The sequence below is a fragment of the Arthrobacter sp. GQ119 genome (genome assembly GCF_059759125.1).
This window is the reverse complement of the sequence record NZ_JCAXEA010000057.1, coordinates 1-1,544: the sequence shown is the minus strand read 5'-3', so window position 1 is coordinate 1,544 and position 1,544 is coordinate 1. Positions and strand designations below refer to the sequence as shown.

Genomic DNA, 1,544 nt, shown 5'->3' with positions numbered 1-1,544 from the left:
TTTGTAGGTGCTCCTTAGAAAGGAGGTGATCCAGCCGCACCTTCCGGTACGGCTACCTTGTTACGACTTAGTCCCAATCGCCAGTCCCACCTTCGACAGCTCCCTCCCACAAGGGGTTAGGCCACCGGCTTCGGGTGTTACCAACTTTCGTGACTTGACGGGCGGTGTGTACAAGGCCCGGGAACGTATTCACCGCAGCGTTGCTGATCTGCGATTACTAGCGACTCCGACTTCATGGGGTCGAGTTGCAGACCCCAATCCGAACTGAGACCGGCTTTTTGGGATTAGCTCCACCTCACAGTATCGCAACCCTTTGTACCGGCCATTGTAGCATGCGTGAAGCCCAAGACATAAGGGGCATGATGATTTGACGTCGTCCCCACCTTCCTCCGAGTTGACCCCGGCAGTCTCCCATGAGTCCCCGCCATTACGCGCTGGCAACATGGAACGAGGGTTGCGCTCGTTGCGGGACTTAACCCAACATCTCACGACACGAGCTGACGACAACCATGCACCACCTGTGAACCGGCCCCAAAGGGGAAACCACATTTCTGCGGCGGTCCGGTCCATGTCAAGCCTTGGTAAGGTTCTTCGCGTTGCATCGAATTAATCCGCATGCTCCGCCGCTTGTGCGGGCCCCCGTCAATTCCTTTGAGTTTTAGCCTTGCGGCCGTACTCCCCAGGCGGGGCACTTAATGCGTTAGCTACGGCGCGGAAAACGTGGAATGTCCCCCACACCTAGTGCCCAACGTTTACGGCATGGACTACCAGGGTATCTAATCCTGTTCGCTCCCCATGCTTTCGCTCCTCAGCGTCAGTTAATGCCCAGAGACCTGCCTTCGCCATCGGTGTTCCTCCTGATATCTGCGCATTTCACCGCTACACCAGGAATTCCAGTCTCCCCTACATCACTCTAGTCTGCCCGTACCCACCGCAGATCCGGAGTTGAGCCCCGGACTTTCACGGCAGACGCGACAAACCGCCTACGAGCTCTTTACGCCCAATAATTCCGGATAACGCTTGCGCCCTACGTATTACCGCGGCTGCTGGCACGTAGTTAGCCGGCGCTTCTTCTGCAGGTACCGTCACTTTCGCTTCTTCCCTACTGAAAGAGGTTTACAACCCGAAGGCCGTCATCCCTCACGCGGCGTCGCTGCATCAGGCTTGCGCCCATTGTGCAATATTCCCCACTGCTGCCTCCCGTAGGAGTCTGGGCCGTGTCTCAGTCCCAGTGTGGCCGGTCACCCTCTCAGGCCGGCTACCCGTCGTCGCCTTGGTGAGCCATTACCTCACCAACAAGCTGATAGGCCGCGAGTCCATCCAAAACCACAAAAGCTTTCCACCCCCCACCATGCGATGAGGAGTCATATCCGGTATTAGACCCAGTTTCCCAGGCTTATCCCAGAGTTAAGGGCAGGTTACTCACGTGTTACTCACCCGTTCGCCACTAATCCCCGGTGCAAGCACCGGATCATCGTTCGACTTGCATGTGTTAAGCACGCCGCCAGCGTTCATCCTGAGCCAGGATCAAACTCTCCGTTGAA

The 1,544-nt window shown here is 57.0% G+C and carries 1 rRNA gene; it reads right to left on the bottom strand.

Annotation, left to right across the window (positions count from 1 at the left end):
- Positions 1-18 precede the first annotated feature (18 nt).
- Positions 19-1,543 (bottom strand): 16S ribosomal RNA (locus AC6CH3_RS23305).
- Position 1,544 lies beyond the last annotated feature (1 nt).